Genomic DNA, 21241 nt, shown 5'->3' on the forward strand with positions numbered 1-21241 from the left:
TACCATGCATAGACAAGGTAGGATTTTTCTATATGAGTAACCTATTTAAGAACGGGTGAAGGCAATTAAGGAGAATTCCTTTAATCCAGCTTTCTTGTGCAGATGATAGATGTTCTGCCTGAAGGCATTCTTTTAGAAAATCGCGGACTTTTTCTGGTGCAATTTCAAACTCAAAGGCATTCATCTTGTAGAAAAAATCGATGAGATGCTCAGATAAGTATTCATCTGAAAAGGCTACTTCTCCACTTTTTCGATATTCTAATAGAAGCCGAGAAAATCTAGCTTTTTCATCAGGCAAATCCCGAAAATAGGAATTAAGAAGCCAAGTCTGCTTCTGCTTTCGTTCAATAGGATCTTGATTTGCAATTCGCTGATCCTTTTCCAACTCCTTTTGGTTTTGTTTAACCTTGATAGCCCGTTCGTCTCTATTTTTTCCAAAGAGGATTTTTTCCCATTTTCGTTCTTCTTGGGTCAAGGTTTCTGTAAAGCCAAAGTAATCTTGATAGACTCGTTCTGCAGGTCCCATGGCAAGAATGAGGTTGTCAGCGTATTGCTTGGCGATTTTATCTCTTTTCTTGCGTTCTTTCTCTGCTTGAATCCGTAGATGCTGCTCGTAGTCGATTTTCTCCTTGCCTAGTTTGACAAGGTAGAGTTGGTCATCGGTCTTACCAAGTAAAAAAGGTTTGATACACTTTTCCAGCACTTCTTCCATACGAGCCTTCTTCTTTGGATCTGCCTTGGTCCAATTTCCCCCTTGAAAGACCTCTAGGAAGAGCTGATAGTCTCTCTCAGGCGCAAAATGATTGCCACGATTGGCTTTGAAAACACCTTTTTCCCAAAACCATTTTAAAAGTCGTTCGTCAAAGTCGCTTTTATTGACCTTGATTTTTTCCTTTTTCTGAGCCTTTCTGGTTAGGTTTTCAAGTTTTCTGAGAAGCTTGTCTTCCTCTTCCAGTTGCTGATCGAGGATAATACGATGAAAATGACGGACGCAGTCACTACCGATTGGAAAGAGGCGTTGGCCTGTGACACCATTAAAGAGTTCGTAGGCGTATTTTATGGCATTCCCGCAAACACAATTACTACGGCCAATGCCATTAAAAATCAAGGAAACTTCATTCCATTCCTTGGTAGCTTGATCCCAAGTATCGGCTTTTGAAGCCTGTAAAACCGCATCGTGCAGGGATTTTCTAACTGGAAGTGTCATGAGGTCTCCTTTCTAGGTTATACTTTTACAACTTGAACCTCGTCTTTGCCGAGCAAAATCAAGTATTTTTCTATGTTTTCAATCGAATAGGCTCTAGATAAAGCCTCTCCGTATAAGGCTAACTGACCACGATAGCGGTCTATGAGTTGACTTGGTTCATCGTAACGGTCTGTTTTGTAGTCGAAAAGAACGATGCGATCCTCATAAAGCAGATAGCCATCCAAGATTCCACGGACAACGAAATCTTCCTTACTCTTTTGATCTTTTTTGAGCATGGAGAAAGGTTGCTCGCGGTAAAGATGGCTGGTATTAGCGAGAATTTCCTGACCAAGTGCTGTATCAAAGAAGGCAAGAATTTTAGAAAGATTGATCTTGTCTCTAACAGCTGGACTAGTCTGAACTTGTTTGAGAGTTTCTGTCAGGCTAGCAAGTGTTGGTTGCTGAATGAGGTCAATTCTTTGCATGAGTTCGTGGGTTGCACTACCAATCTCAGCTCCAGTTACCTTTTCTTTAGTTGAAAAATCTGGTAAATCAAAGCTGATTTTCTTTTCCGATGATTGAGTTTGGTTAGTAATTTCTACCCCTTCCATATCCATAACCGGTTCGTAGAATTTCTTGATTTGGCTTGGGGTTTGAACACTTGGTAGTTCAATGGCTGCGCGGTGAAGAGTATTATAAACTTCCACCTCTTTCAGCATTTCCAAAGCTTCTTTGATAGTTTCTGACTGGCGATTGTCTGCTTGAGAGCTATCTTGGAGAGGGCTCTTGTTTTCCAATTGACCAATAGCTTCTCTAGTCAACAGGTCTTCACCAACAAAACGATAGCTAAAGTTGAGATTGTCCTTGGTAAATACTTTACTGATAGCCCAGACCCAATCTTGGAAATTTCTTGCTTGCAGTCTGGTATTGCTATCTAATTTTCCGCTCTCAGCTGATGGATATTCCTTTGCTTCTAGCTTTTCACGAGAACCCTTGCCGACAAGATAGAGCTTTTTCTCAGCTCTCGTCATGGCAACATACAGCAGACGCATCTGCTCTGAATAGCTAGCCAGTTGCAGTTCTTTCTCATTCTGCGTATAAGTTAAGCTAGGAATAGAGAGTTTAATGGTTTTAGGATAGTGTGCTTCCACTGCTCCTGTTTCCACCTTGGCAATGTATTTGACACCAAGCCCATTTTGACGACTGAGAATGACGTCTGACGTCGAGTCTTGTTTGTTGAAGTCCTGATCCATGTTGAGGATAAAGACATAAGGAAACTCTAGTCCTTTACTCTTGTGAATGGTCATAAGTTCTACAGCATCTTTTGGCGGTGCGACGGCTACGCTTGCGAGATCGTGCTGGGCTTCTAGGACTTGGTCAATCATACGGATAAAACGCGACAAGCCCTTGAAATTGCTCTTTTCAAACTGGTCAGCTCGTAGAGCTAGGGCATAGAGATTAGCCTGTCTAGCAGGTCCGTTCGGCAAAGCCCCAACATAGTCATAATAAAAACGGTCGTTGTAAATCTTCCAAATCAAGTCATAGAGAGAGTGAGTTTTGGCATACAGGCGCCAAGAATCCAAGATATCCATGAATTGATTTAATTTTTCCGCTAGAGCTGTATGAATTAACTCTTTCTGCCTAGCTGCTTGTTTTTGAGCATTGATCAGTTTCTCAAAAAGATTCTCTTGGACTTTATCTTCTGCTTTCTGGAGGGATAAACGTGCCAACTCGTCCTCATCAAAGCTAAACATAGGAGACTTCATCAGGGCAACCAAGGCATAGTCTTGCAGGGGATTGTGAATGACACGCAGGGTGTCTAGCATGACTTGTACTTCTAGGGATTGGAGATAATTGTTTTGCTCACCGTCGGTTTTAACTGGAATTCCGTACTCAGACAGGGCAAGTAGAATCTGGTCATTACGACTCCGACTGGAAGTCAAAAGGGCAATTTCTTTGAAGGCAACACCTTTTTCCTGATGAAGCTTCAAGATTTCCTTGATGACCAGGCGCATTTCACCAGTGAGTTTCGTTTCTGCTTGTTCCTCTTCTTCCTCACCAGACTCGTCCTTGTCGTAGAGGAGAAATTCCGCCTTGTTATCGGGATTGGGAGTCAGTTTGGTATTGGCAAAAACAAGCTGGTGCATGCTATCATAGTTGATTTCGCCGACCTCTTGGTCCATAAGGCGTCCAAAAACATCATTGGTTGCTGATAGCACTTCTGAACTGCTACGGAAATTTTCCTTGAGGAGTATCAACTTACCCTCTTTAGGATTTTGCGCATAGCGTTGAAATTTTTCATTGAAAATTTGGGGATCTGCCTGACGGAAACGGTAGATAGACTGCTTGATATCTCCCACCATAAAGCGATTGTGACCATTAGACAGCAATTCCAGCATCCGTTCTTGAATGTGGTTGGTATCCTGATACTCATCGACCATGACTTCGTGGAATCGTTTCTGATAAGCCTCGCAGACTTGTGGGAAATTCTCTAAAATCTCAATGGTGTAATGACTGATATCAGCAAATTCAAAAGCATTTTCCTGGCGTTTACGTTCACGATAAGCCTCCACAAAATCACTCATAAAGGTTTGGAAGGTTTTAGCTAGCTCCCAGGTGTCTTCATGATAACGCTCTTGATAGTCGAGAATGGTTATCTGATCTGACAGTTGTCCTAGTTTAGCAAACTGGATCTTTCTCTCATCGTTATAGGCATCAGCCAGTGGTTTCAAATCGGCCTTACGACTAGAATTAGCCAGAGCCCGACCATTTTTCTCTTTCGAGATGGCAACAACACGCGCAAGCACTGCTTGATAAGCCAGACTATCGGACTCTTGATTTAAGGAGCTAATTTCATCCAGAACCTGTTGAACAGCTTCTAAATAGGCTGCTTTTGGAAACTCCTTGGCATCGTTATCCAGATGATAACGGAAGAAACTTTCCAAGTCCCAAAGCGCTTGCTTGATTTGCTCGGTCAGTTTGTCTTTTTCAATTGCAAAGTCAGCTTCTTCAAACCCTTTGAGAAAAGAGTCGCTCAGCCATTTTTGGGGGCTACTGGTGGATTGAAGAAAATCATAGATTTTGTAGACTTGCTGGCGCAGACCTCGTTCATCCTTGCCACGCCCAGCAAAGTTTTTCACCAAACGACTAAATTTCTCTTTATTTTCACCTTGGAAATGCTCTTCAAACACCTGATGAAAAACTTCGTTTTTGAGGATTAACTGTTCGCTTTCATTTTGTAGAATACGAAAATTGGGTGCAATATCAATTAGGTAGCCATGTTTACCGAGGAATTTTTGTGTGAAGGAGTCCATGGTTCCGATGGCCGCGTTTGGCAAATCTGCCAACTGGCGTCCCAAGTGTTGTTTGAGATCGACATCATCGGTTTCTTGGATTTGTTGGCTGATTTTTTTCTCCAAACGTTCCTTGAGTTCAGTAGCAGCCTTGACAGTAAAGGTCGAGATAAAGAGTTGAGAAATTTCGACACCACGCGCTAACTGATCCAGAATGCGCTCTGCCATGACAAAGGTTTTCCCTGAACCAGCAGACGCTGAGACCAGAATATTTTGCCCTGCTGTATAAATGGCTTCGATTTGCTCGGCTGTTTTCTTCTGTTCCTTGTTCGAACTCGCTTCTGCTTCTTGCAGTTTTTGAATCTCTTCCTCAGTTAAAAAGGAAATGGGCTTCATCGATTCAACTCCTCTCTCATTTTTTCAAACCAAGCTTGCTTGAGCTTTTCTCCGACTAGGCGCTTGCCATCAGTTAAGTCTAACTTCTCTAGGAAACGAGCTTGACCCAAGTGGTAATTGGCTTCAAATCCTGTAATGGCTTGGTGTTGCTGAACGTACGGGGCAATACTTCTGCCATTCTCTGTGTATGGATTGATGGCGAACTGGCCTTCTAGAATCTTTTCAGCAGCCTTCTTGTAAAGATGGGCATTGTAGTCCAATAAGAGCTGAAACTCCTCAACAGTCAGCTGGTTGGCCTTGTTTTTGTTGTAAAATTCGCCCAAATGACTGCTTTCTTTCTCTAAAAAGAGTCCCTGATATTTCATAGACTTGCTGGCTTCTGCTACTGCTCCAGCCAAACTCTTAACGGTCAACAGAGATTGGACGGGTTCAGCCATTTCCAAGTACATAGCGCCGAAAAAGTTCTGCTCCCCTTCTCTTTTTAGGGCAGCAAGATAGGTTGGCAGTTGGGAATTAAGCCCATTAAAGAAATGAGGAAACTGGAACTGAGTCAGACTAGACTTGTAGTCCACCACTCCTAGCGCTCCATCAGCTTTCAAACGGTCGATTCGGTCAACCTTGCCTCGCACATGGACACTCCGACCATTATCCAATTGAATAAAGGCCTGATCTTTACCACCAAATGTTGCTTCCTCTTGGATGGTTTCAATGGCTGGATTATGACGAAGGATGTGGCCCGTAGTTCGCGCGACATCAAGTAGAACTTCCTTGGTAAACTGGGCTTCCAAACTTTCCTGATAAATAGCTTCAAATTCGCGTTCTTGGCTGGTTTCCTTGATAGCTTTCTCCAAACGCTGATCAAAGGAATCTTCATCAGGCAGTTTCAAGGCACGTTCAAAAATACGATGCAAGAAATTACCATGACTGCGGGCATCCGGACGCAGACGCACTTCTTCCTGCAAACCTAAGACATAACGGAGGAAATAACTGTATTCATTGCGGTAAAACTCTGTCAAACCAGACGTAGACAGGTAAAACTCCTTGTCAGCGGGATAGAGAGCCTGCAAGGTTTCCCTAGCTAAAGGCTTGCTGATTGGACTGGTTGGGAGGGCAGGATTGGCCAAACCTTGCTGATCAAGTTTTTTTCCCATGACACGCGCCAGAACCTTGACAAAAGTCAAATCTTGCTCAGTATCACTCGTCTCACTCTGCTGATGATAGGCAACTAGACTAGACAAGAGACTGTGATAAGAACCCATATCATCCTTAGTCAGACTTTTTTGATGAATCTTCTTCTCTATCCGGCTAAATCCAAAACTCACCAGTTCCTGAAGATAGGCCGATTCCTTGCTCTCATTTTCATTGAGGAGACTTGGAGCGGATAACACCAACTGCTTACGAGCAGCATTGACTAAGGAAAGCATGGTGTAGCGATTTTTCTTGAGGTTTTCACTACTTGCAATCAGTAATTGTGCTCCCTCCTCAGTTGCTTGGTTTAGACTTTGTCTTTCTTCGTCTGTCAAAAGACTGGTATTTTGCGCGATTTTTGGTAAATGATCCTGAGTCAGACCGATGGCATAGACAAAGTCAGCTGTCAGAGGGGCAATCAGATCATAACTCTGCACCAGAACGGTGTCAACAGTTGCTGGAATGGTACGATACTGGGATAAACTCATTCCAGAATGGAGCAAGGCTAGGAAATCCTCTAGACTAACCTGTGTACCAGCGAAAACGGTCGCAATTTGTTCTAAAACATGGCAGAAGGCTTTCCAAACTTCAGCTTGTCTTTCCTGTTCTAGAGTTTCCATAGTAGCTGTCAATTCTTGCATCTGCTTGCTTAAAGCAGCATTTTTTAAAAAAGCATTCCACTTTTGCAAGAGATTTTCAGTCTTTTGCTTCCGACTGGCAAATAAGGTTTCAAGTGGCGCCAAAACTCGCAGACGAAGAGAATTTAAATGAACTAAATCAAATTTTCCATGGTGGGATTTTGTGAAGGTCTGCTGAAAAGCTGGCAAGCCATTGATGCCAAGATAACGGAGATATTGCTCAAAAGCATCAATATCAGCCTGGCTAAGGTCGGTATACAGACCAGTTCTGAGGAGATTAATCAAATCTTCCTGACGAAAACGGTAGCGTTTCAAACGCAAAATAGATTCGACATACTGAGTCAAAGGGTGGTGAGCCATGGATTCACTTCTACCAAGATAGAAAGGAATCTGATACTGGTCAAAAATGGTTTTCAACGATAACTGGTAAGAAGCCACATCCCCCAAGAGAATACGAAAATTCTTGTAACTCAGTTCTGGATGGTCATGTAATTTCTGACGAATAGCGCGAGCCACCAGCTCCAACTCCTCTTTTTGCGTCAAGCAAGACCAGATTTGCAAGTTTTCTCGGTCCTTCTCATCGACATCTAAAGCGAGTTCTGAAAAGTCATAAGAAGACTCCAGCAAACGAGAGGCCTTGTCAAAACTATCCATTTTCTCATGTGTCTGAGAACGATCCTGAGCAGGTGTTTGGTATTTTGCCCCCAAATGATGAAGAAATTCCACACTGGCTTGGTAGAGATTCCCTTCAGAGAACAGACTGGTATAAGCCTTCTTGCTTGCATAGGCCCCAATAACAATCTCGACACCTTTTCGATGAAGTAGATCCACTACACGCTCTTCCTCGGCAGAAAAACGGGTAAATCCATCAATAACCAAGGCAATCTGGCTGAAATCACTACTTACCTTATCATTCTCAATAGCCTCAATCAAATGGGATAACTGACTTCCCTGAGCCAACTGACTTTGATTGAGATAGGCTGTTACTTTCTCAAAAATCAAGAGTAAATCCGCTCGCTTATCTTCATCTGTTAAACTTTCCAAGTCCAAAAAGCTCATCTGAGCAGTCGTCATCTCATGATAAAGTTCAATCAACTGCTGGATAAATTGAGGATCCTGCTTAATTGCACCATACACACGTAAGACTTTGGGATCCAGTTCTGCAAGGCATTTATAAAAGGCCATCCCAAGGCCGATATCATCTAGACTGGTCTTGGCAGGCAAATCATTTAAAACTAGGTAACGAGCCATTTGAGCAAAGCGCGTGACGGTAATCGCAAAAGAAGCCTGCTGGGACAAGCATTCCAGCACGGCGCGTTCCTTTTCAAATGAAAGAGAGTTGGGGGCGATGTAGAAAACCCGCTTGCCTGCAGCAACTAGCTCTTCTGCCTCTCTCGTTAAAATTTCAGTCAAAGAAGTCCGAATATCAGTATAAAGTAATTTCATCTCAGCCTCGTTTGGTTTATCAAAGTTTCTTACTCTATTATAGCAAAGTTCGCTTCACAGTCCAAATCCAAAATTCTAGTTGACAATCATTTAACTAGCAAATCAATCATACTTCATCATCCATTTTCATATGCTGAAAGATATAGAGGAAAAAGTCTTTGGAAACTTCAAAATGTCCATAACGAAGTCGAGAAGTATAGTCTCTCCATTCAGGATGTTGTCTAGCTATTTCTATGGAGCAATCTTTGACTGGTTGATAATACTCGACATTACGTCTAAAGGGAAAGAATCCTTCGAACTGCTCTACTTGATAGGCCTTGTCGTCTATAATTTTACCTACGGCCACAAAAGCCTGTAACTTATCTTGACCGTTCATATCGTATTTTGGACTATAGTATAAAAGATAGTCACCTTTTTTCATACGATTTAAGGGGCCACCCTTTCCATGACAGACCTGGCAAAAATTTCCTTCAACTCCTCTTAAAACATGGTTCTTCGAAACAACTCCGACCCAATATCTAGGCATTTTTATCCTCCAACTCTACTAACATGCGATTAAAACTTTCTCTATCTTCAGAAAGTTTATCAAAAAATTCTTCATCAACCCCTTCTACTAAAGGTAAAGCTTGATTGACCTTCTCTGCGCCAGACTTCGTCACTGAGACAAGTTTTGCCCGACTATCCTTTGGGTGTTGATCACGCTTAATGTAGTCTTTCTTCTCCAGTAGTCTAACAATCTGGGAAACCGTCATGACATCCATACCAGTGAACCGAGCAATATCAACTTGCGTTATATATTCCTCTCTATTAGACAGAAACAAAAGCGAAGTCAAAACGATAAATTGAGGCAGAGTAAGACCAACTGATTTCAAAACTCTTTTTAAGTTGCTTTCCCACTTGTTGTAGACTTTAATGAACAGAAGACCTGTAGACTCTGTTTCATCATTTTTGTAAATTGAATTAAAGTGATACTTTGACATTTTTTCTCCTAAAATATTAAGTATACATATTATATAAGAATTTATTTTGTTTTTCAAGAAAAGGAAAGTCGAATGTTACAATTCTGTCGGACATTTTATAGTCTATATGCTATAATAATAGCAAAACACCTAGAAAAGGAAGTCTTATGATTAAACTACTAGCCTTGGATATGGACGGAACCCTCCTTAACGAAGCCAAGGAAATCCCACAAGCCCACATTACTGCCATTCACCAAGCCATTGAAAAAGGTGTCAAACTGGTTCTCTGTACAGGTCGCCCGCTTTTCGGTGTCCTTCCTTACTATAAAAAATTGGGACTGGACCTTCAGAATGAGTATGTCATCGTCAATAACGGTTGTTCAACTCACCAGACCAGTGACTGGAGTCTAGTGGACTGGCAAGAACTCAGTCCAGCTGACATCGAATACCTCTATGACTTAGCAGAAAAAAGCGACGTCCAGTTGACTCTTTTTGATGAGGAGCATTATTTTGTCCTCGGTGGCAAGCCTAATCAAATCGTTCAAAATGATGCCAAGCTAGTCTTTTCAGACCTGACTGAAATTTCCCTTGAGGAAGCCACCAGTGGTAAATATCGGATGTTCCAAGGAATGTTTTTAGGAACAAAAGAGCAAACAGACGATTTTGAGCAACGGTTTGCTGAGGAACTCTGTCAACGATTTAGCGGTGTTCGTTCGCAGCCAGTCATTTATGAAGCCATGCCACTTGGAACAACAAAGGCTACTGCTCTTTCTCGACTAGCAGCGATTTTGAAGATCGAGCCCTCAGAGATTATGGCCATGGGCGATGCCAATAACGATATCGAAATGCTTCAGTTTGCAGGGCTTGGCATTGCTATGGGAAATGCCAGCGACCATGTCAAATCCTTAGCCAATGACGTTACAACCAGCAATGAAGAAGAAGGCGTTGCACGCGCGATTGAGAAGTATATTTTATAATTGAGAAGCCCAGTTCATATCAACTGGGTTTTGTTTCTTTTAAGAATTACAAAACTTTAGAAACTCTTTAGAATTACTTGAACTTTCTTTGATTTCTATACCTTATACTAAAGTTAGTAAAACAAATCAAAAGGAGAAAATCATGAAAACAGTACTCGAAATTCATGGACTGACCAAACAATTTGGTAACCAAGCTATTCTTCAAGATCTTAGTCTAACCATAAAAGAGGGGGATATTTATGGACTAATCGGAAAAAATGGAGCAGGTAAAACTACTCTTATCAAAATCATTACACAATTATTGTTTGCGGACAAAGGTACATTTTCTCTCTTTTCTAGCAAAGAAGAAAATGAGTGGACCAAGGCTTTATCTCGAGTGGGTTCTGTTATCGAATCACCTGTAGCCCATAATCACTTAACAGCTTATCAAAACCTTAAATATTATTGTATGATTCGTCATATTCCAAATGCTGATAAGGTGATTCAGGAGACCTTGGACTATGTTGGCTTGTCAGATACAGGGAAAAAAGTCTTTCGTGATTTCTCACTTGGAATGAAACAAAGGCTTGGCATCGCCATTGCCCTCCTATCAAAACCTGATTTCCTGATTCTTGATGAACCCATTAACGGTCTCGACCCAATTGGAATCAAAGAATTTCGCCTCATGATCCAGCGACTCAATCAAGAAAAAGGCATAACTATCCTCATCTCTAGTCATATCTTGTCAGAGCTCTATCTCTTAGCTAATCGCTTTGGTATTCTGGATCAAGGTAAGATTATCCGTGAAATCAGTAAAGCTGAGTTTGAAACACTGAGTGAGGATTATATTGTGCTTAAAACAAGCGATAAAGAAAGAGCTTGTCAGGTATTGAAAGAACAGATCCAACTCCAATTTAAGGTTGTAAATCCTGAAAATGAAATCCATATCTTTGGTAATGAACAAGATGTCAAACAGATTCTTAAGCAACTAACTTTGGCCGATGTTGCTATTGATGAGATATACTTTGCCCGTCAAAACCTAGAAGAATACTTCACACAATTGGTAGAATAGGAGAAAAATCATGATACATACCATTCAAGCAGATTTTTACCGTCTTTTCCGCTCCAAAGGATTTTGGATTACAGAATTCATTCTCTTTGTCCTCTTGCTAATGGGTGCCACTATCGGGGCTACAGGACATTTAATGTCAGTAAATACAACACCACCAGAGACTCCTACCCATGGTTGGAATGGGATAGAAGCTCTAATCAATGCGTCTAGCAATGATTCAAACCTCGTTTTTCTCTGCATTGTTCTAGCATGTCTCGTTCTAGGAGTTGATCTAATCGGCAAACTCTATAAAAATAGTTTGACTGTTGGCGTTTCTCGTACAGAATTTTTCCTTGCTAAATTCTTTGTTCTAGCAAGTATCGCTCTCTTACAACTCATCGCCAGCCTTGTGATTGCTTTTGTTCCCTCAACTCTATTAAACGGACTTGGTACGATATCTGATGGTTTTATTGCTAATCTCCTCTTAATGATTTTCCTTCAATTTCTCTGCCTCCTCGCTTGGCTTTCGATTATTTCCTTTATTCTCTATGTGACTCACTCCTATCTTGCCGTATTTATCGGCTATCTAGTTACCTCTATCATCCTTTCTATGCCAATGCTTATCTTTCCAAATATCGAAATTTTACGATATCTGAGCCTAAATTTTGCCTATGCCATGACTGCTGATAGTCAATCAGTTCTCTATACCATAACGGTTTGCATCGCTATCATACTTTTCTTCTCTCTCAGTGGACTGACTGTTTTCAAGAAGAAAAGCTTATAAAAAGGACCTCCTCTAGGATATAGAGGAGGTTTCTTCTGTTAAAGATAAATAAAGACTGAAAACCATTCTCCATCAGTGGCTAGCTTCATTTCCGCTCCAAGAAGATGAACTAATTCCTCAGTAATATAGAGACCTAAACCAGAGGATTCTTCGGTATCTGACATATTTTCAGAATAAAAACGATTGCTGAGATTGTCTATATTCTTGATAGGTTTTTTGACAAGATTATCGATTTCTAAAACAAGCCTATTGTCTTCCTTTTTCAAAGAAAGTCGAGCCTTCTCCTTACCGTGCTTGAGAACATTTCCAAGAAGGTTTTGTATAATTCGATCAAGCAAGTCCTCATCAGTCGTCGTTTTCAATCCTGGTTCAACGTTAAAATCAAGAACAATCTGTGAAGATTGAAAAACGTCGTAATAAGCTAAAGTCTTTTTCGTTATAAAAGTTGATAAATCAAGTTCTTCCAGTTTCGGTTTGACTGCTCCTTCCATCAAATGACGGTATTCAAGAAGAGCTTCCAACCGTTTGGAAACCAAATCCTGATGATAGGCTATTTTGCTTAAAGTTTCCTGACTATTATCGGGGTGTTTTATTAGTTGCTGAGTATATCCTGAAGCGATTGTCAAAGGTGTCCGAATATCATGAGCGATGTTACTGATTGCCATATCTAGGGTGCGTTTTTCACGCTTCATGATTAGTTGGTTTTGCTCCACTTCTTGAAATAGATTCTCAATTTGGTTATGTAGACGCAAAATGGTCTTTGAAAAGAAATTTACACCGATTCTCTTCATGCTACCAGAGCGAATCTTTTCTTCGATTTGTCTGCTTAAATCTCTAATTGCTATATGATAGCGAATCAAAGAAATCGCCAAAATGATGTTAATGAGGAGCGATATAGATATCAAAATGTACATCATTGCTTGTCTCCTTTTAATCGAACACCAACTCCCCAAATGGTTTCGATGTACTCGTGATTTGGATCCAGTTGATGCAGTTTTTTACGGAGATTGCTTAGATGGGTGTTGAGCGTATTGTCTCCAGGCAGGTAACTTTCTTCCCAAATCAATTCATAGAGTTCTTCCTTGGTGAAGATCTTTTTAGGGTACTGGAGCAACATTTGGAGAATCTGACACTCTTTCTTTGCAAGGCGAATGATTTCAGTAGAGTTGCTTATTTCAAAACTATCCGCATCAAACTGGATATTTTTAAAATTTTGTACGAGGTTATCAATTTCTCTTCGATCTTCTGACTGATGTTCACCACTTTGGCGTAATTGCACGGTGACTCTGGCAAAGACTTCGTCCAAATCAAAAGGTTTTACTACATAATCATTGGCACCGTCTAGTAGATATTGGCTGATGAGCTTTTTATCACCTAAAGCAGTAAGCATGATGACCGGAGTCTGACTCGTTTGTCGAATAGCTTGCAAGACTTGGTCGCCATTTTTCCCAGGGAGCATGATATCTAGCAAGACGAGATCGATGCCACCTTTGTCAAATCGCATGATACCTTCCGTACCAGAAAAGGCTTGGATCACCTCGTGTTCCTCTGCAAGAAGGGTTCTTAAAATTTCCTGGATTTCATTATTATCTTCAACTACAAGTATGCTCGCCATAAACCTCATCCTTTCTAAAACTATTATAACATGTTTTGTTGGGAATTCCAGATACAGAAAAGCTCCTCTCACATTTTAAGCAAGAAGGAGCTAATGAAAATTGAATCTACTTAACCAAATAAGCAATCAGGGTAATAATCCATAAATGAGCTGGGTAGAAAATATAAAAGAAATATTTACTCCAACTAGTTTCTTTTCCTCGCTGTCCATTATACAAGGCCATAAAAGGAAAGACGGTGATAAAGAGCCAGTCAGAATTGTAAAGCATCATTTCCAGTGTTTGGTACCAAGTGTCGTAAATTTGGATGGAAGTCACTAACAAGAAGGCCCACAGAAAGGCATAGAGGAGATTTCGCAATCCCTTGCGATTTCGGCAAGAGTAACTAATCAAGAGAAATGGTAGCATGGTGATACCACCCTCAGTAAAAAGACAACCGAAAATCAAGAGAACAGCAAGCCCAATCCGACGCCACAACTTCTCTTTTTTATCCAGCTCTTTTCTGGGAAAACCAATCCAAAGCATGGTAACACCGATGGCCAAAGTCAGGAAAATGTTATTATTGACCATTACTCCTTTGGATGCAAATAGGGCGTTGAGTAGGCTATTTCCAGCAAACATGATAAGCGCCCAAGACCAGAGACGGATGAGATAGTTTTTTAGATTTCGAGTATGGATAAAACCTTCCATAGCCATATAGGCAAACCAAACTCCCACACAACGGGTCAAGGCGTGAAAGATACCTTCCCATAGAGGAGAAACGATTCCGGTAATATGTGGGATATGGTCTAGAACCATTACTGCCGCCATCAGATACTTCAACTGCGTCGCATTCCATTTTTTCATAATAAACCTCTTTCTTTTTTATCTACATAGAGTATAGCATACATTTCCACGTATAATCGTACACCTATCTTACATTTAAAAAGCCTATCTTACATTTTTGTAAGACAGGTGTAAATATCAAAAATTTATTATGAAAGTTACCTTCTAGTCGGTAATCCGTTGGTACATTTCTGGTCTTCTATCTCGAAATAGTCCCCAGTTGAGGCGTTCACTTGCTCCCTTGTCAAGGTCATAGGTCGCTAACAGAACAGCTTCACCTTGTCTTTCAGCTTTCTCTAGAATAGCTCCTGTTTCATCCGTCATAAAGGACGAACCGTAGAAGTCAAGACTGGAACTCTGTCCACCATTTTCCTCACTAGGAGTGACTTCTTCCAAACCATAACGATTGGCTGCAATGACTGGGACAATATTAGCTGCTGCGTGCCCTTGCATAGTACGTTGCCAGTGACCACAACTGTCTGTATCCAAAATTGGCTCTGAACCAATAGCTGTTGGGTAAAAAAGCAATTCTGCCCCATTCAACGCAAGACAGCGCGCTGTTTCAGGGAACCACTGATCCCAACAGATGCCAATCCCAATCTTAGCATAGCGAGTATCCCAGACCTTGAAACCAGTGTTGCCAGGCGTGAAATAGAACTTTTCTTGATAATAATGGTCATCTGGTATATGGGTCTTCCGATAAACGCCTAGTACCTCTCCATCTGCATCAATGACGGCGATTGAGTTATACAAGACATTTCTATCTTTTTCGTAGAAACTAATGGGTAAAACGACCTTTAGCTCCTTGGCAATGGTTTTAAAATGCTGAATGGCTGTATTTTCTGTCACTGACTGGCCATACTGGTAGTAGTCATACTGGCGTTCCTGACAGAAATAGGGACGTTCAAACAGCTCTGGCAAGAGGATGATTTGTGCGCCTTGTTCTGCAGCCTGACGTACTAAACGCTCTGCGGTTTGGATATTTGTTGTCACATCCTTGGCACATTGCATCTGGATCGCTGCAACTCTTACATTTCTCATCTTTTTCTCCTATTCTGGGATTTGTTGGGTGATACAGTGGATATTGCCACCACCTAAAAGAATATCTCTAGCTGGTATTCCTACGACCTTACGGTCTGGAAAACACTTGCTGAGGATATCCAAGGCCACTTGGTCGTTTACATCCTGAAATTGTGGCACTAAGACAGACTTGTTGGCAATATAGAAATTGACATAGGAAGCTGCAAGACGTTCACCTGCATAACGCTCCTCTTCCCCATCTTCATAGATATAACCTGGTAAATCCTCCTTAGTGACAACCTGACGAATAGCTGGGATAGGAAGCTTATGAATAGTGAAAGTGCGACCTTTTGCATCCGTTTCCTTTTCTAAAATCTCAAGGTCGGCTGCAGACATAGCATACTGAGGATCGCTTTTATCGTCTGTCCAAGCTAGAACAAGCTCTGCAGGACCAACGAAGGCTGCTACATTATCAACGTGCTCGTTTGTCTCATCTTGATAAATACCATAGGGAAGCCAGATAACTTTTTCAGCGCCAAGGCTCTCCAATAAGGTGTTTTCGATTTCCTCTTTAGACAGGTGGGGATTGCGTCCAGGACTTAGAAGACAACTTTCAGTCACAAGAATGGTTCCTTGACCATCGCTATGGATCGCTCCACCTTCCAGTACAAAAGGTTTAGCATCGTAAACAGGTATTTTCAAGATCTCAGCAAAACGACTAGCTACTTGGTCATCCTCTTCATAATCTTGATAAAGACCATCCACGGCCCCACCCCAAGCATTGAATGACCAATCAACTGCCAACTTTTCTCTTTTGTCATTAACAAGAATGGTCGGACCAGTATCACGCGCCCAGGCATCATTTGTCGGAATATCTAAATAAACGACCTTGTCTCCTAGATAGGATTGGGCTTCAGATAGATGAGCCTGATCCACCAAGAGATAGACTCTTTCCCCTTGGGCTATGTTTTTTATAATTTGGCTAAATGCTCTTTTGGCAGCCTTTCCTTGAAAGGGCCACGAACCTGGTCGAGTCGGCCAGATCATGAGGGTACCATGATGGGGTTCATATTCTGCTGGCATACGAAAGCCTAATTTTTTTGGAGTTTCTATCATGATAATCTCCCTTTAAAGTCTTGATAGTCGAAGGCTTTGACTAAGCTGCAGTCCTCCTGCTCGTTCATAAGATAGAGACTTGGCAAGCCAATACCGTTAAAGGTATTATTTTTGACAAAGGAGTAAATAGCCATATCTTCAAAATAAAGTCTATCACCGATTTGGATTGGATTTTCAAAGCTATAATCGCCAATCACATCACCCGTCAGACAGGTATTGGAAGAAAGTCTATAGGTATGGGCTTTTTCCTGCGGTTCAAATCCATTTCTCAAAGGTGGACGATAGGGCATTTCAAGTACATCAGGCATATGGCAGGTCGCGGAGGCATCTAAAACCAAAATATCCATACCGTTTTCGACAATGTCCAATACTTCAGTTGCTAGATAACCCGCATTGAGAGCAATAGCTTCTCCCGGCTCGATATAGACTTCAAGATTGTAAGTTTCTTGGATACGCTTGATTTCAGAAATTAGCAAATCCACATCATAGTCTTCTCTAGTGATGTGGTGTCCACCACCCATATTGAGCCATTTGACCTCATGTAAATAAGGACCAAACTGCGCTTCGACTGCTTTCAAGGTTGTCTCTAAATCATCTGCCCCCTGCTCGCAAAGGGTATGAAAATGAAGACCATCCACCAAGTCCAGCAAATCACTAGGAATCTTGTCTATAGTGACTCCAAAACGGGATCCAGGTACACAAGGATCATAGAGCGCGTGATCACCTTGGGTAGAACATTGAGGGTTGAGGCGCAAACCGACACTGATACCAGCCTCTCGGCAACGAGGACCATGTTTACGCAACTGTCTCTCTGAGTTAAAGACGATATGGTCCGTTATCTCCAGCAATTCCTCCAAGTCTGCATCCTTGAAAGCAGGTGCAAATACATGGACTTCCCCCGGAAACTCTTCTCTAGCTAGCTTAGCCTCATAGAGACCACTAGCCGTCGTACCAGATAGGTACTGGCTAATCAAGGGATAGGTTTTGTAGAGAGAATAAGCCTTCTGGGCCAGTAAAACCTTGCAGCCCGCTTCTTCCTGAACATATTGTAGAATGCGACAGTTTGCTTCTAACTTGGCCAAATCAATGACGTAAGCTGGTGTGGGTACTTGTTCTAACTTCATTAGTCCACCATTTGCGGATTTTCTACCACAACCCAAGGCAATCCGTACTCATTCAAAGCTTCCATGAATGGATCTGGATCCAACTCTTCAAGGTTGTAAACTCCAGGTTGTTTCCAAGTTCCGTTCATCACTAATTTGGTCCCAATCATGGCTGGAACGCCTGTTGTGTAAGAAATTGCTTGTGAACCAACTTCTGCGTAACATTCCTGATGGTCGCAAACATTGTAGATATAGATAGTCTTTTCAACACCGTCTTTGACACCTGTAAAGATACAGCCGATATTGGTTTTTCCAACTGTACGTGGGCCAAGGCTGGCTGGATCAGGAAGCAAGGCTTTTAAGAATTGAATCGGTACAATGTCCTGTCCATTAAAGTTAATAGCATCCGTACGAAGGAGACCAACGTTTTCCAAGCATTTCATGTGCGTTAGATAAGATTGGCCAAAAGTCATAAAGAAACGAATCCGTTTAACACCTGGAATGTTTTTGGCCAATGATTCGATTTCTTCATGGTGAAGGAGATACATGTCTTTTTGTCCAACCTGAGGGAAATCGTACTCACGCTTGATTGACATGGCTTCGACTTCGACCCATTTTCCATCTTCCCAGTAAGAACCTGGCGCAGAAACCTCGCGGAGGTTGATTTCTGGGTTAAAGTTTGTTGCAAATGGATAACCGTGGTCACCACCATTACAGTCTAAAATGTCGATATAGTGGATTTCATCAAAATAGTGTTTAAGGGCGTAGGCAGAAAAGACGCTGGTCACACCTGGGTCAAATCCAGATCCAAGAAGAGCTGTCAAGCCTGCTTCTTTGAATTTCTCCTGATAAGCCCACTGCCATGAGTAGTCAAAATAGGCTGTAAAACCTAGTTCCTCACAACGTTTCTCATAAATGGCACGCCATTCTGGGTCTTCTGTGTCCTCAGCCTCATAGTTGGCGGTATCGATATAGTGGATACCTGTTGCCAAGCAAGCATCCATAATTGTTAAATCTTGATATGGTAAAGCTACGTTCAAAACAGCTTCTGGTTTGTAGCTATCAATTAAGGCAATCACTTCTTCAACCTTGTCAGCGTCAAGGGCAGCTGTCTCAATCTTTGTACTTGTTTTACCTTCCAGTTTAGCCTTCAAGTCATCACATTTTGACTTGGTACGGCTAGCAATCATAATCTCTGTAAAGGTTTTGCTATCTTGGCAAATCTTTGAAATAGCAACTTGGGCAACGCCCCCACATCCAATAACTAATAAACGACTCATTTTTTTCCTTCCTCTTCTTCTAAAATGTCTTCTACATACTTAGGCAACATAAAGGCACCCACATGTAAGTTTGCAGTGTAGTATTCTGTGAAAAGCTGACGTTTTTTCCAGCCTTCCTTGTCAAAATCTTTGACAGGGTGATATTTTTTCGAAGCAAATCCAAATAACCAATAGCCAGCTGGACTGGTTGGGATGTGCGCCTGATAGACCCGGCTGATTGGAAAGGCTTGATTGACCTTGCGGTGCATGCTTCGGCAAGCTGACTCATCCTCGTCAAAGAAAGGACTCCCATGCTGGTAAATCATGATTCCGTCCTCTTTGAGAGCCCGATAACTATTTCCGTAAAATTCCTTGGTAAAGAGACCTTCTGTATGGCCAAAGGGATCTGTCGCATCGTTGATGATAATGTCGTAATCATCCTCACAGTTTCGTAAAAAACGAAGTCCATTTTGATAGTAAATGGTAACACGAGGGTCATCTAGCCCTGCAGCAAAGTCTGGGAAATACTCACGACAAACCTCAACCAACATCTCATCTGGTTCCACGATATCGATTTGTTCCAGTTCAGGATAGAGCGTCAATACTTGGGCAACACCGCCGTCGCCACCCCCAATAACCAAGACTTTCTTGGGATTTGGGTGGACAGCCATGGGTACGTGGACGGTCATTTCATTGTAGACAAAGTCATCCGCGTCTGAAAACAAGACATGCCCATTTAAAATCAAAATCTTTCCAAAAGCTGGCGTGTCTAAAACTTCTATATCCTGCCATTCACTCTTACCAGCGTAGAGTTGCTTGGCTGTTCTCAGGGACAGTTTCACATCTGGAGTATGAACTTCAGAAAACCATAAATCCATCTAGTTCTCCTTTCTCTTAATGACGTTGATGTGATTGACTTCTGGATCTTCCGTTCCTTGGAGGGAGCAACCACGTTCCTTGGCAAATTGGATATAATCCACAATCTCTCGAGTAATGCGTTCACCTGGTGCTAGGATTGGGATGCCTGGAGGATAGCACATGACAAATTCTCCACAGACTTGTCCGACTGATTCGTCTAAGGTCAAACTTTTTCTCTCTGAATAAAAGGCTTCCTGAAGAGAAAGGACTAACTCGGGTTGGATATATTCTCCAGCAATCAAATCTTTTCCATCTCTTGAGTATAGTCTCTTGATATCCGCCAAAGCACCGACCAGACGCTCAATGTCTTGAATGCGGTCACCGATTGAAATATAGGCCAATATATTGCCAATATCCCCAAATTCAATCTGAATATCGTATTCGTCTCGCAAGAGGTCATAAACCTCAATCCCTGTTAGGCCGATACCTTGGGTGTAAACGGACAGCTTGGTCACGTCAAAATCACAGACCGACACTCCGTCTATTAACTCTTTTGAGTAGGCATAGTAACCACCGATAGCATTGATTTCACGACGAGCGTATTCGGATAGCTCAATGACTTTCTCAAAAGACTCTTTGCCACGAAGGGCTAAGTTCCGTCGAGAAATATCTAGACTAGCCATAAGTAGGTAAGAGGCAGATGTAGACTGGGTCAGGTTGATAATCTGACGAACGTACTCAGGATTCATCTGATCACCAACTAAAAGAAGCGAACTTTGAGTCAAACTCCCACCAGACTTATGCATAGAGACCGCCGCCATATCAGCTCCAGCGTCCATAGCAGACAATGGCAATTTATCTGTAAAATGCAAATGCGCTCCATGGGCTTCATCCACTAAAACCAGCATGCCCGCTTCATGAGCCATTTCCGTTAAACCCTTGAGGTCTGAACAAATTCCATAGTAGGTAGGATTGTTGATTAGGATAGCTTTAGCATCTGGATGTTTCTTAATGGCCTGGGCAACCCGGTCATTTTCAAGACCTAAAGCGATGCCTATTTTAGGATCTACACTCATCTCGATATAGATGGGAATAGCACCACATAGAACCAGCGCATTGATAGCAGATTTGTGGACATTACGTGGCAGAATAATCTTATCTCCCGCCTTGCAGGTGGAAAGAATCATAGTTTGCACCGATGAAGTTGTTCCACCAATCATGAGAAAGGCATGGGCTGCTCCAAAAGCATCTGCAGCCAATTCCTCCGCATCCCGAATAATCGAAATGGGATGACCAAGATTATCCAAGGGTTTCATCGAATTAACATCAATGCCAACACATTTTTCTCCTAACAGTTCGACCAGTTCTGGATTTCCCCGCCCTCGCTTGTGACCTGGCACATCAAAGGGGACAATCCTTTTCTTGCGTAGCTTGACCAAGGCCTCGTAAATTGGGGCTTGGTTTTGATCTAACTTCTTCAAGACATACTCCTTTACCGTATTTTTAGCACCTCAAGAAGATAAAGGCGACTAAAAGTTGACTTATGAAAA

At 41.9% G+C, this 21241-nt stretch carries 17 protein-coding genes; 3 read left to right on the forward strand and 14 right to left on the reverse strand.

Annotated elements, in window-relative coordinates; genetic code table 11:
- Window positions 1-28: 28 nt before the first annotated feature.
- The 5 genes from HMPREF1516_RS09495 to HMPREF1516_RS09515 all read right to left on the reverse strand — a co-directional run bounded on the left by HMPREF1516_RS09495 (window position 29) and on the right by HMPREF1516_RS09515 (window position 9127).
- Complete coding sequence (locus HMPREF1516_RS09495) at window positions 29-1207, reverse strand: hypothetical protein (protein WP_033606428.1); 1179 nt, start codon at window positions 1205-1207, stop codon at window positions 29-31.
- 17 nt (window positions 1208-1224) lie between these two features.
- Window positions 1225-4875 (reverse strand): helicase-exonuclease AddAB subunit AddA, encoded by a 3651-nt coding sequence (gene addA, locus HMPREF1516_RS09500; protein WP_033606429.1) that lies wholly within the window; start codon window positions 4873-4875, stop codon window positions 1225-1227.
- Window positions 4872-8147, reverse strand: a complete 3276-nt coding sequence (gene rexB, locus HMPREF1516_RS09505) for an ATP-dependent nuclease subunit B (protein ID WP_033606430.1) — start codon at window positions 8145-8147, stop codon at window positions 4872-4874. Before rexB ends, addA begins: the two co-directional genes overlap by 4 nt.
- A gap of 106 nt (window positions 8148-8253) precedes the next feature.
- Window positions 8254-8673 (reverse strand): EVE domain-containing protein, encoded by a 420-nt coding sequence (locus HMPREF1516_RS09510; RefSeq protein WP_001138495.1) that lies wholly within the window; start codon window positions 8671-8673, stop codon window positions 8254-8256.
- Window positions 8666-9127, reverse strand: coding sequence for a MarR family winged helix-turn-helix transcriptional regulator (locus tag HMPREF1516_RS09515; RefSeq protein WP_000049664.1), 462 nt, complete (start codon window positions 9125-9127; stop codon window positions 8666-8668). Before HMPREF1516_RS09515 ends, HMPREF1516_RS09510 begins: the two co-directional genes overlap by 8 nt.
- A gap of 146 nt (window positions 9128-9273) precedes the next feature.
- Between HMPREF1516_RS09515 and HMPREF1516_RS09520 the strand changes: the two genes are divergently transcribed.
- The 3 genes from HMPREF1516_RS09520 (at window position 9274) to HMPREF1516_RS09530 (ending at window position 11897) form a co-directional block, all read left to right on the forward strand.
- On the forward strand, window positions 9274-10083 hold the full coding sequence (locus tag HMPREF1516_RS09520) for a Cof-type HAD-IIB family hydrolase (protein ID WP_033606431.1): 810 nt from the start codon (window positions 9274-9276) through the stop codon (window positions 10081-10083).
- Window positions 10084-10225: 142 nt separating this feature from the next.
- Window positions 10226-11134 carry an ABC transporter ATP-binding protein gene (locus HMPREF1516_RS09525; RefSeq protein ID WP_000859672.1) on the forward strand — a complete coding sequence of 303 codons (909 nt, stop codon included), beginning with the start codon at window positions 10226-10228 and terminating at the stop codon, window positions 11132-11134.
- A gap of 10 nt (window positions 11135-11144) precedes the next feature.
- Complete coding sequence (locus tag HMPREF1516_RS09530; protein WP_000581966.1) at window positions 11145-11897, forward strand: ABC transporter permease; 753 nt, start codon at window positions 11145-11147, stop codon at window positions 11895-11897.
- A gap of 38 nt (window positions 11898-11935) precedes the next feature.
- Here the strand turns inward: HMPREF1516_RS09530 and HMPREF1516_RS09535 are convergent, their stop codons facing one another.
- The 9 genes from HMPREF1516_RS09535 to HMPREF1516_RS09575 all read right to left on the reverse strand — a co-directional run bounded on the left by HMPREF1516_RS09535 (window position 11936) and on the right by HMPREF1516_RS09575 (window position 21172).
- Window positions 11936-12814 (reverse strand): sensor histidine kinase, encoded by an 879-nt coding sequence (locus HMPREF1516_RS09535; RefSeq protein WP_000990193.1) that lies wholly within the window; start codon window positions 12812-12814, stop codon window positions 11936-11938.
- Window positions 12811-13512, reverse strand: coding sequence for a response regulator transcription factor (locus tag HMPREF1516_RS09540; RefSeq protein ID WP_000146581.1), 702 nt, complete (start codon window positions 13510-13512; stop codon window positions 12811-12813). Before HMPREF1516_RS09540 ends, HMPREF1516_RS09535 begins: the two co-directional genes overlap by 4 nt.
- A gap of 106 nt (window positions 13513-13618) precedes the next feature.
- Complete coding sequence (locus tag HMPREF1516_RS09545) at window positions 13619-14356, reverse strand: TraX family protein (protein ID WP_033606432.1); 738 nt, start codon at window positions 14354-14356, stop codon at window positions 13619-13621.
- A 144-nt stretch (window positions 14357-14500) separates the two neighbouring features.
- Window positions 14501-15376 carry an N-carbamoylputrescine amidase gene (gene aguB / locus HMPREF1516_RS09550; protein WP_033606433.1) on the reverse strand — a complete coding sequence of 292 codons (876 nt, stop codon included), beginning with the start codon at window positions 15374-15376 and terminating at the stop codon, window positions 14501-14503.
- 9 nt (window positions 15377-15385) lie between these two features.
- Window positions 15386-16471, reverse strand: a complete 1086-nt coding sequence (gene aguA, locus HMPREF1516_RS09555) for an agmatine deiminase (RefSeq protein ID WP_033606435.1) — start codon at window positions 16469-16471, stop codon at window positions 15386-15388.
- Window positions 16468-17595 (reverse strand): carboxynorspermidine decarboxylase, encoded by a 1128-nt coding sequence (nspC, locus tag HMPREF1516_RS09560; protein ID WP_033606436.1) that lies wholly within the window; start codon window positions 17593-17595, stop codon window positions 16468-16470. Before nspC ends, aguA begins: the two co-directional genes overlap by 4 nt.
- Window positions 17595-18854 (reverse strand): saccharopine dehydrogenase family protein, encoded by a 1260-nt coding sequence (locus tag HMPREF1516_RS09565; RefSeq protein WP_033606437.1) that lies wholly within the window; start codon window positions 18852-18854, stop codon window positions 17595-17597. Before HMPREF1516_RS09565 ends, nspC begins: the two co-directional genes overlap by 1 nt.
- Window positions 18851-19711 (reverse strand): polyamine aminopropyltransferase, encoded by an 861-nt coding sequence (gene speE, locus HMPREF1516_RS09570; protein WP_000366713.1) that lies wholly within the window; start codon window positions 19709-19711, stop codon window positions 18851-18853. The genes HMPREF1516_RS09565 and speE overlap by 4 nt, the downstream gene beginning before the upstream one ends.
- Window positions 19712-21172, reverse strand: coding sequence for an aminotransferase class I/II-fold pyridoxal phosphate-dependent enzyme (locus HMPREF1516_RS09575; RefSeq protein WP_033606438.1), 1461 nt, complete (start codon window positions 21170-21172; stop codon window positions 19712-19714).
- Window positions 21173-21241: the final 69 nt, after the last annotated feature.

The sequence above is a fragment of the Streptococcus sp. CM6 genome, from assembly GCF_000526095.1.
Classification (GTDB): Bacteria; Bacillota; Bacilli; order Lactobacillales; family Streptococcaceae; genus Streptococcus; species Streptococcus oralis_BW.

Bases quoted from the DNA above. Each gene is read 5' to 3' on its own strand.
- HMPREF1516_RS09495 (WP_033606428.1), bottom strand. From the start codon at position 1,207: ATGACACTTCCAGTTAGAAAATCCCTGCACGATGCGGTTTTACAGGCT.
- addA (WP_033606429.1), bottom strand. From the start codon at position 4,875: ATGAAGCCCATTTCCTTTTTAACTGAGGAAGAGATTCAAAAACTGCAA.
- rexB (WP_033606430.1), bottom strand. From the start codon at position 8,147: ATGAAATTACTTTATACTGATATTCGGACTTCTTTGACTGAAATTTTA.
- HMPREF1516_RS09510 (WP_001138495.1), bottom strand. From the start codon at position 8,673: ATGCCTAGATATTGGGTCGGAGTTGTTTCGAAGAACCATGTTTTAAGA.
- HMPREF1516_RS09515 (WP_000049664.1), bottom strand. From the start codon at position 9,127: ATGTCAAAGTATCACTTTAATTCAATTTACAAAAATGATGAAACAGAG.
- HMPREF1516_RS09520 (WP_033606431.1), top strand. From the start codon at position 9,274: ATGATTAAACTACTAGCCTTGGATATGGACGGAACCCTCCTTAACGAA.
- HMPREF1516_RS09525 (WP_000859672.1), top strand. From the start codon at position 10,226: ATGAAAACAGTACTCGAAATTCATGGACTGACCAAACAATTTGGTAAC.
- HMPREF1516_RS09530 (WP_000581966.1), top strand. From the start codon at position 11,145: ATGATACATACCATTCAAGCAGATTTTTACCGTCTTTTCCGCTCCAAA.
- HMPREF1516_RS09535 (WP_000990193.1), bottom strand. From the start codon at position 12,814: ATGATGTACATTTTGATATCTATATCGCTCCTCATTAACATCATTTTG.
- HMPREF1516_RS09540 (WP_000146581.1), bottom strand. From the start codon at position 13,512: ATGGCGAGCATACTTGTAGTTGAAGATAATAATGAAATCCAGGAAATT.
- HMPREF1516_RS09545 (WP_033606432.1), bottom strand. From the start codon at position 14,356: ATGAAAAAATGGAATGCGACGCAGTTGAAGTATCTGATGGCGGCAGTA.
- aguB (WP_033606433.1), bottom strand. From the start codon at position 15,376: ATGAGAAATGTAAGAGTTGCAGCGATCCAGATGCAATGTGCCAAGGAT.
- aguA (WP_033606435.1), bottom strand. From the start codon at position 16,471: ATGATAGAAACTCCAAAAAAATTAGGCTTTCGTATGCCAGCAGAATAT.
- nspC (WP_033606436.1), bottom strand. From the start codon at position 17,595: ATGAAGTTAGAACAAGTACCCACACCAGCTTACGTCATTGATTTGGCC.
- HMPREF1516_RS09565 (WP_033606437.1), bottom strand. From the start codon at position 18,854: ATGAGTCGTTTATTAGTTATTGGATGTGGGGGCGTTGCCCAAGTTGCT.
- speE (WP_000366713.1), bottom strand. From the start codon at position 19,711: ATGGATTTATGGTTTTCTGAAGTTCATACTCCAGATGTGAAACTGTCC.